This window comes from Parvibaculum sp., assembly GCF_035511255.1.
Lineage (GTDB): Bacteria > Pseudomonadota > Alphaproteobacteria > Parvibaculales > Parvibaculaceae > Parvibaculum.
This window is the reverse complement of sequence record NZ_DATKFR010000026.1, coordinates 1-7,746: the sequence shown is the minus strand read 5'-3', so window position 1 is coordinate 7,746 and position 7,746 is coordinate 1. Positions and strand designations below refer to the sequence as shown.

7 protein-coding genes are annotated in these 7,746 nt (G+C 60.9%); 6 read left to right on the top strand and 1 reads right to left on the bottom strand.

The genetic code is table 11. The features are described from left to right. Nucleotides 1-808: class I SAM-dependent methyltransferase (locus VMR03_RS00885; RefSeq protein WP_325401339.1), on the top strand; the 808-nt coding region annotated here is incomplete at its 5' end. Nucleotides 809-829: 21 nt separating this feature from the next. On the opposite strand, the gene VMR03_RS00880 is transcribed toward VMR03_RS00885, so the two are convergent. Next, on the bottom strand, nt 830-1,981 hold the full coding sequence (locus tag VMR03_RS00880) for an AGE family epimerase/isomerase (protein WP_325401337.1): 1,152 nt from the start codon (nt 1,979-1,981) through the stop codon (nt 830-832). Nucleotides 1,982-2,399: 418 nt separating this feature from the next. Here VMR03_RS00880 and gmd (VMR03_RS00875) point away from each other — a divergent pair, with 418 nt between their 5' ends. From gmd (VMR03_RS00875) to VMR03_RS00855, 5 genes are all read left to right on the top strand, one after another. After that, a complete protein-coding gene (gene gmd, locus VMR03_RS00875; protein ID WP_325401335.1) occupies nt 2,400-3,470 on the top strand; it encodes a GDP-mannose 4,6-dehydratase in 1,071 nt (356 codons plus the stop codon). Then, nucleotides 3,463-4,422 carry a GDP-L-fucose synthase gene (gene fcl, locus VMR03_RS00870; protein WP_325401333.1) on the top strand — a complete coding sequence of 320 codons (960 nt, stop codon included), beginning with the start codon at nt 3,463-3,465 and terminating at the stop codon, nt 4,420-4,422. The genes gmd (VMR03_RS00875) and fcl overlap by 8 nt, the downstream gene beginning before the upstream one ends. Nucleotides 4,423-4,554: 132 nt before the next feature. Beyond that, on the top strand, nt 4,555-5,622 hold the full coding sequence (gene gmd / locus VMR03_RS00865; protein ID WP_325401331.1) for a GDP-mannose 4,6-dehydratase: 1,068 nt from the start codon (nt 4,555-4,557) through the stop codon (nt 5,620-5,622). A gap of 441 nt (nt 5,623-6,063) precedes the next feature. Beyond that, the gene (locus tag VMR03_RS00860; RefSeq protein WP_325401329.1) at nt 6,064-7,419 is read left to right on the top strand and encodes an undecaprenyl-phosphate glucose phosphotransferase; all 1,356 of its coding nucleotides are present in this window, start codon (nt 6,064-6,066) and stop codon (nt 7,417-7,419) included. A 43-nt stretch (nt 7,420-7,462) separates the two neighbouring features. Further along, nucleotides 7,463-7,746: NAD-dependent epimerase/dehydratase family protein (locus VMR03_RS00855; protein WP_325401327.1), on the top strand; the 284-nt coding region annotated here is incomplete at its 3' end.

Here is a 7,746-nt window from a genome sequence, read left to right as displayed (position 1 = left end):
GAAATTCTTTCGCGACATCTATCGCGACCGGAACGTCTATGTCTGTCAGTCCTGCGGGCTGGGGCAGGCAGACCTGTCGCTGATCGACGACGATGAGCTCTCGCTCTATTACCGTGACAAGTATCGCGCGGTGGCGGGAATCGCCATGAACGAGAATGGCGTTGAAACGCCGCATCTGCGGGCCAGAGGCAAGGCCTTGGCGGGTTTGCTGGAGCGATATCGGGGTACGCAACCCGTTCGTCGGGTCTTCGAGGTCGGCGCCGGTTATGGCGCCAATCTGCTGGCGGTCGGCGCGCGCTTTCCGGACGTGAAGTTGTATACGGACGAGATAGACGCCTCGATCGACCGGCCGGCGGCCATCGGCACGGCGACATTGTCCGACGGACCTTATGACGCGATCGTCATGTCGCATGTGCTCGAGCATTTCATCGATCCCGCTGGGGCCCTGGCGCGGTCCGCCTCGGCGCTGGGCGAGGGTGGCCTCCTTGTCGTCGAGGTTCCCAACGACGATCCGCGTTCGGTCGGCGTGGCGGGATTTGACGAACCTCATGTCCTCTTCTTCAACGAGGACACACTCCGGCAAACCGCCGGAAAAGTGCCGGAGTTGAAACTGCTGGAAATTTTTACCGCGGGGCCCTCCAGGCAGGGGAAGCGCCAGCTTCGCCATATGCTGCGTGACCTGGCATCCTGGCTGCCGGCCGGCATACGCAAGAGGCTGAAGGCGACGCTCCGAAAGGGCGAGATGGATTTCTCGACGCCTACCGTCGACGGCATCTATCTGCGGGCGATTTTTCGCAAGGCCGCCTGACGCTGCCAGCTTCGCTTTGCGTCACGCCGGATCGGCAATCGACCGCAATTCCGCGATCGCCGCGACGATATGGTAGAGCGAACTTGCCGGTGCCGGTTCTTCGACAAAGCTGCCATCTTCGCGCATCTTGTCGCGCCAGAGTCCGTCGACCGGCATTTGCAGATAGGACCACAACGCGGCGGCCGCCATGCGCGCATCGTCGAGATAGGCGTCCCGCGCGGCCGCATTCTCCGTCTGTGCCAGCAACAGTCCTGCTTTCAGCCTTTCCGTCTGCGGCCAGAGCCGTGCGCGCGGGCTCTTGATTCGCATGTCATCCCACATTTCGTCGACGGCGACGCCGCGCTCGATATCGACGCCCTTGAGGCCAGAGACGAACAGGCGCCGCGCGGCAACACGCGCGCGCAAGTCCCCCGTCCGCCGGCCCCAGCGCTCGAGCAGCCAGGCCCATTCGAACTGATGTCCGGGCTCCACGATACGGCCGGCGTCGCCCTCGGCGGGCGCCCACCCCGCACCGAAGGCTTCGCGCAGAAAGCCGCCCTCCGGGTCGATGAAGCGGCTGAGGCAGAGCTCGACGATTTCCCCGGCGAGCGCTTCCCAGCTTCTGTCGCCCCCGGCTTCCGCCCAGGCGAGTGTGGCCTCGAGCATGTGCATGTGCGGGTTCGACTGAAACCTGTGTCCAGCCGCCTCCGCGAAGCCGCCGCTATCATGCCGCATCGATGCGTCGATCGCTTCGCGCAAGGCAGCGGCAACCTGTAAAGGGGTCTTATCGGTGGGATCGGCTCGGTGCAGCGATGCGCAGGCGAGAAGGACGAAGGCCTGGTCGTAGAGCATAGCCGTATCGTCCATCGCCTCACCCCGGGCGCCGACAAGCGTGCGAAACAGGCCATCGGGCCGCCGGTAGCGCGCCAGAAGATAATCGAACCCGTGTCCCGCCGCCTGCCGCCACGGGCCCGCCCATCCGAGCTTCCCGGCCATCGCATAGACATAGACCTGCCTTGCCTGCACGCGGGCACGGCGCGGCATGTCGACGGCCGTTCCGTCATGTCCGAGCTGCTCATGATAGCCGCCGGCTCGGTCGGCGCCGCTTGTCCACCAGAGCGGCAAGGTTTTGTCGAGCAACCAGCCGTCGAAACGCCTGCCGGCCGCGTCGATCGCGCTGCCGGGCATTTCCATGCTCTTCCCCTGCGCGATAGCCGCGGCCCGCCGGGCAACGTCGATGCAAGCGGCGATTCCTGTGTCGTCGATGTCAGTGCCGGTCGGGCGCGTCATATGGGGTTGTCGGTCCATATTTGTTTCGGGGCAGTCAGAAGTCGGAATGGTGAAAGGTGAGGTTCGCTTTGGTTAATAATTTAACATAACATAAATATCGTGCGCAGAATAATCTTCGCATACGACGCTGCAGCCTTACGCCACTAAGATTTGATGGGAAATGGATTTCGGCTCCGCAGTGGCTCAGTTGGGGCTGAACGGGAATTCATCGCTTTATTTCAGACGGCAAAATGCCGGGGAACGGCTCGCCGGGCATTTCAAAGATCCTGCAATCTCGCTACAAGCCTGTTCACGAATGCAACACCATGAAGGCGAAGCTGGCATGTCAACAAAGGTCGCGCTCATCACCGGCATCACGGGGCAGGACGGCGCCTATCTCGCCCGGCTGCTGCTGGACAAGGGCTATGTGGTGCATGGCGTCAAGCGGCGTTCGTCTTCGTTCAACACGGCGCGGATCGACGACCTCTATGAAGACCCGCATGTCGAAAGTGCGCGACTCTTTCTTCACTATGGCGATCTGACGGATTCGACCAACCTGATCCGTATCGTGCAGGAGACCCAGCCGGACGAGATCTACAATCTCGCCGCTCAGAGCCACGTGCAGGTCAGTTTCGAAACACCCGAATACACCGCCAATTCGGACGCGATCGGAACGCTGCGCATTCTCGAAGCCGTCCGCATTCTCGGCATGGAGAAGAAGACCCGCTTCTATCAGGCGTCGACCTCCGAGCTCTACGGCAAGGTGCAGGAGACGCCCCAGAGCGAGCGGACGCCTTTCTATCCGCGCTCGCCTTACGCGGCCGCCAAGCTCTATGCTTACTGGATCACGGTGAATTACCGCGAGGCCTATGCGATGCATGCCTCCAACGGCATTCTTTTCAATCACGAAGGTCCCACGCGCGGCGAAACATTTGTCACACGCAAGATCACGCGCGCCGTGGCAGCTATAGAGCTCGGGCTCCAGGATACGCTTTACCTCGGCAATCTCGATGCCAAGCGTGATTGGGGGCATGCGCGCGACTATGTGGAAGGCATGTGGCGTATCGTGCAGCAGGACGAGGCGGACGATTACGTGCTCGCTACGGGCGAGACGCATTCGGTAAGGGAGTTCGTCGAACTCGCTTTCGCCGAGATCGGCCGCAAGATCGCCTGGAAGGGCCACGGCGTCGATGAGCAGGGTATCGACAGCGCGAGCGGAAAGACCGTCGTCAGGATCGACCCGCGCTACTTCCGCCCGACGGAAGTCGATCTGCTGTTGGGAGATCCGAGCAAGGCGAAGCAGAAGCTCGGCTGGATGCATACGACGACTTTCCCGGAACTGGTCTCCGAGATGGTCGCGTCCGATCTGAGACTTGTCGCCCATGAAGAGAACCGGAAGGCACGGTATGACTGAGCGCGGGCATTATTCGCTCGAAGGCAAGAAGGTCTTTGTCGCGGGCCATCGCGGCATGGTCGGCTCGGCCTTGCTGCGGCGGCTCGCCTCGGAATCGTGCGAGATCTTGACCGTCGGACGCGACAAGGTCGATCTGCGCCGTCAGGCGGAGGTCGAGGACTGGATGGCGGCCTCGAGACCCAACGCCGTGTTCGTGCCGGCGGCGACCGTCGGCGGCATTCTCGCCAACGACACGCGCCCTGGCGAATTCATCTACGACAATCTGATGATCGAGGCGAACCTCGTCGAAGCGGCACGCCGTGTCGGCGTCGAGAAGCTCCTCTTTCTCGGCTCTTCCTGCATCTATCCCAAGCTCGCGCCCCAGCCGATGCGCGAAGAGGCCCTGCTGACCGGTCCGCTTGAGCCCACCAACCAATGGTATGCGATCGCGAAAATCGCCGGCATCAAGCTTTGCCAGGCCTATCGTCGGCAATATGGCTGCGATTTCATCTCGGCCATGCCCACCAATCTCTACGGCATTGGCGATAATTTCGATCTGCAATCGTCTCACGTCATGCCGGCGCTGATGGCGAAGATGCACGAGGCAAAGCTCAGGCACGCGCCTTCGGTCACGATCTGGGGCACGGGAACGCCACGTCGCGAATTTCTGTACGTTGACGATTGCGCAGACGCCCTGGTTTTCCTGATGAAGACCTATTCCGGAGAAGAGCATGTGAATGTCGGCTCGGGCTCCGACCTGACAATTCGCGAATTGGCCGGGGCCATCGGCAAGGTCGTCGGGTTCGAGGGCGAAATCCTGACCGACCCGACGAAGCCCGACGGTACGCCCCGCAAGCTCATGGACGGCTCTCGTCTGGCCGCATTGGGCTGGGCGCCCAAAGTGCCATTGGAGCAGGGCATCGCGGAAGTCTACCGTTGGTATTGTGATACATTGTCCACCGCCAGTGCGTGAGCGCCCTGACGGGTATTGAGTAAATAACTTCGCCGATGTTCGTCGGGGCGGCGAACTTCGCAACCCGAAGGTGGGGCCTGCAACAAGGTCGGGGAGTTCATGACTTTACCTTCCATTCCTCCATTGAGAGACATGTCCAGACCGCCTGTCGCCCTGATTACGGGCATAACCGGGCAGGATGGCGGCTATCTGGCCGAGCTCCTTCTGCAGCAGGGCTATACTGTCCATGGCTTGGGTCGCGATCTGTCCAGGGTCGCGAACGGCCGGCTCGGCGACATCGGCGATGCAGGCCCCAACCTTGTTCTGCATACCTGTGACATGCTGCTGAGCGATCGGCTCCATCAACTCATCCGCGATATCGCACCGGGCGAAATCTACAATCTTGCTGCCCAGAGCCACATTCAGAAGAGCTTCGAGGACCCCGCCTATACGACCGACGTGAATGCGACGGGTGCCGTCCGTCTTCTCAATACGGTCGTCAAGCTCGGCTACGAACGTCGGACGAGGTTCTATCAGGCCTCTAGTTCCGAGATGTTCGGGCACGCCCCCGGCGGCGGCATGCAGAACGAGCAGACGCCGCTTCATCCGCTGAACCCTTACGCCGTTTCCAAGCATGCGGCCTTCGAGGCGACGATCAATTTTCGCGAAGCCTATGGACTCCATGCGTCGAACGGTATTTTGTTCAACCACGAAAGCCCTTACCGGGCGTCGATCTTCGTCACCCGGAAGATTTCGCAAGCGGTCGCGGCGCGCCACTTCGGCAGCGATGAATGCCTCAAGCTCGGAAATCTCGATACGCGCCGCGATTGGGGGCATGCGCGCGATTACGTCGAGGGCATGTGGCTGATGTTGCAGCAGCCGGCGCCGGGAGATTACGTCCTTGCGACCGGCGAGAACCGGTCCGTGCGCGAATTCGTGGAAACCGCCTTCCGCCAGATCGGGCGTGAAATAGATTGGCGCGGCGCCGGTCTTGAAGAGGAGGGCCTGGATCGGCGCACGGGCGAGCGCCTTGTTGCCGTGGACCCCCGCTTCTTTCGGCCCACGGACGTTAACGCAACGCTCGGCGACGCTTCCAAGGCGCGCCGGGTGCTCGGATGGAAGACCAAGACCAGTTTCGATGTGCTGGTTCGCGAGATGGTCGAGGCGGATATCGTTCGTACCGAGCGTTCGTCCCAAAGAGGGATCAAGAATCGCGATTAGGGGGCTTCTGGTTCGTTGCAGAAGGCCACGGCCGCTGCGAAACTGATGACTTCGATCTGGCTGGGAAAGATGGCCTTTCCTCCGGTCTGGACCGATCCCCCTCTGGCTGCGCCCCGACGCTGCGCGAGAATGCTCATCCAGAGAATCGGGTGACCGGAGCGGACGGCGCTTATCGGCCGCTGTGCCTGATTGTGACAAAATCGCAAATTCTGTCATGCGGTCGCAAGGCGCATAGGAAATGCGCTGGGCGTGTATTACGATAATTCGGATAGTTGAACGCAAGGTTGGGGTATGCCGGAGATTGGGGGCGGTTCATCTGAATTCGAGGCGGTAGACGAGAGCGGTGTTCGCCGTTCTTCGGCGCCATCGGTAGTGCCTCTGCGGAACACCGCGCCAGCGCCGCGACCCGCACCCCATTCAAAGCGTGTTATTTCCGACGCCATGGCGGCGCTCGACTTCTCGATGATCGTGCTCTCCGCCCTTCTGGCGAAGTGGCTCTACCTGGCGGCCTATCGGGACGGCTCGGAGGAAATCGGCGCCTATTTCGTGATCGGTTTGGTCGGCGGCTTCACGGCCGTAGTGTCGTTTCGGAACCAGCAGCTATATTCCTTTGAGGCTCTCACGGTCTTTCGCGGCCAGACGAGGCGCATTCTGGTCGGCCTCGGCACCACCGCGCTCATTTTGCTGAGCGTTGGTTACATGCTGAAAATTTCAGCAGAATTCTCCCGTGGCTGGATGATCAGCTGGTTCCTGTTCAGCATCGTCCTGCTGATGACGTCGCGCTACCTTGGGAAGCTGGTCCTGGGGCGCTGGATTGCAGCAGGTCTCTTCGCACGAAACGTTGCGATTTACGGCGGCGGCGAGATTGCCGAACGGCTGATCGAGCATTTGTCCTTGCAGGGCGAAGGGATGCGCGTCATCGGCGTCTTCGACGATCCCGACCGTGCGGCGAAATCGAAGGTTCTGGTCGCCGGTGGATTGTCCGAGCTGATCAGGATTGGACAATTGGAACGCATCGACGAAGTGCTGATTGCCCTTCCCCTGTCCGACGACCGGCGGATTGCCAATCTTCTTGAGCAGCTCTCCATCCTGCCGGCGGACATACGGCTTTGTCCCGACATGGCGGCCTTCCGGATTCGGCCGCGCGGGATCGTCAACTATAACGGTGTCTCGGTGCTCGAGCTGGCGCGCCGGCCGCTGGACGACTGGGCGCCGATCATCAAGATGGCGGAAGACAGGATACTTGCCGGCCTGCTGCTTTTGTTCGTGGCTCCGGTCATGCTCGCCATCGCCCTCGCCATCAAGCTCGACAGCAAGGGGCCGGTTTTCTTCCGCCAGCGCCGCCATGGTTTCAACCATCACGTGTTCTCGGTCCTGAAGTTTCGCACGATGTTTGTCTCAGAGGACGGACCCGCGATCCGCCAGGCGCAGCAGAACGATGCACGTGTGACATCGGTGGGGCGTTTTCTCCGTCGCACCAGCCTTGATGAACTTCCCCAGCTTTTGAATGTTATGAAAGGAGAGATGTCGCTGGTCGGGCCGAGGCCCCATGCACTGGCGCATAACGAATATTACTCGACGCTCGTTGGACGCTATGCCAATCGGCATAAAATGAAGCCGGGAATCACGGGATGGGCCCAGATCAACGGATTTCGCGGCGAAACCGACACGCCGGAGAAGATGCGCAAGCGCGTCGAATGCGATCTCTTCTACATCGAGAACTGGTCCCCCTGGCTCGATTTCAAGATTCTGGCATTGACGCCCTTCCTCGGACTGTTTCACAAGAACGCTTATTGACGATCCTCGGGTTGGCGGGCCTGAACATTCCGGAGTTCGAAGGATGAGCGTATTGGTGACGGGCGGAGCCGGTTATATCGGCAGTCACGCTGTGATCGACCTCGTCTCGGCAGGTGAGGACGTTTTGGTACTGGACGACCTGTCGACAGGCTTCGACTGGGCCGTTCAGGTGCCTGACAATCTTTATGTGGGAGATATTGCCGACGAGGCTTTAGTCAGTCGGATCATCCGCGAGCGCAAGGTCGAGGCCGTCATCCATTTCGCGGGCTCGGTCGTGGTACCGGAGTCTGTGGTCAACCCGCTTAAATATTATCACAATAACACCGC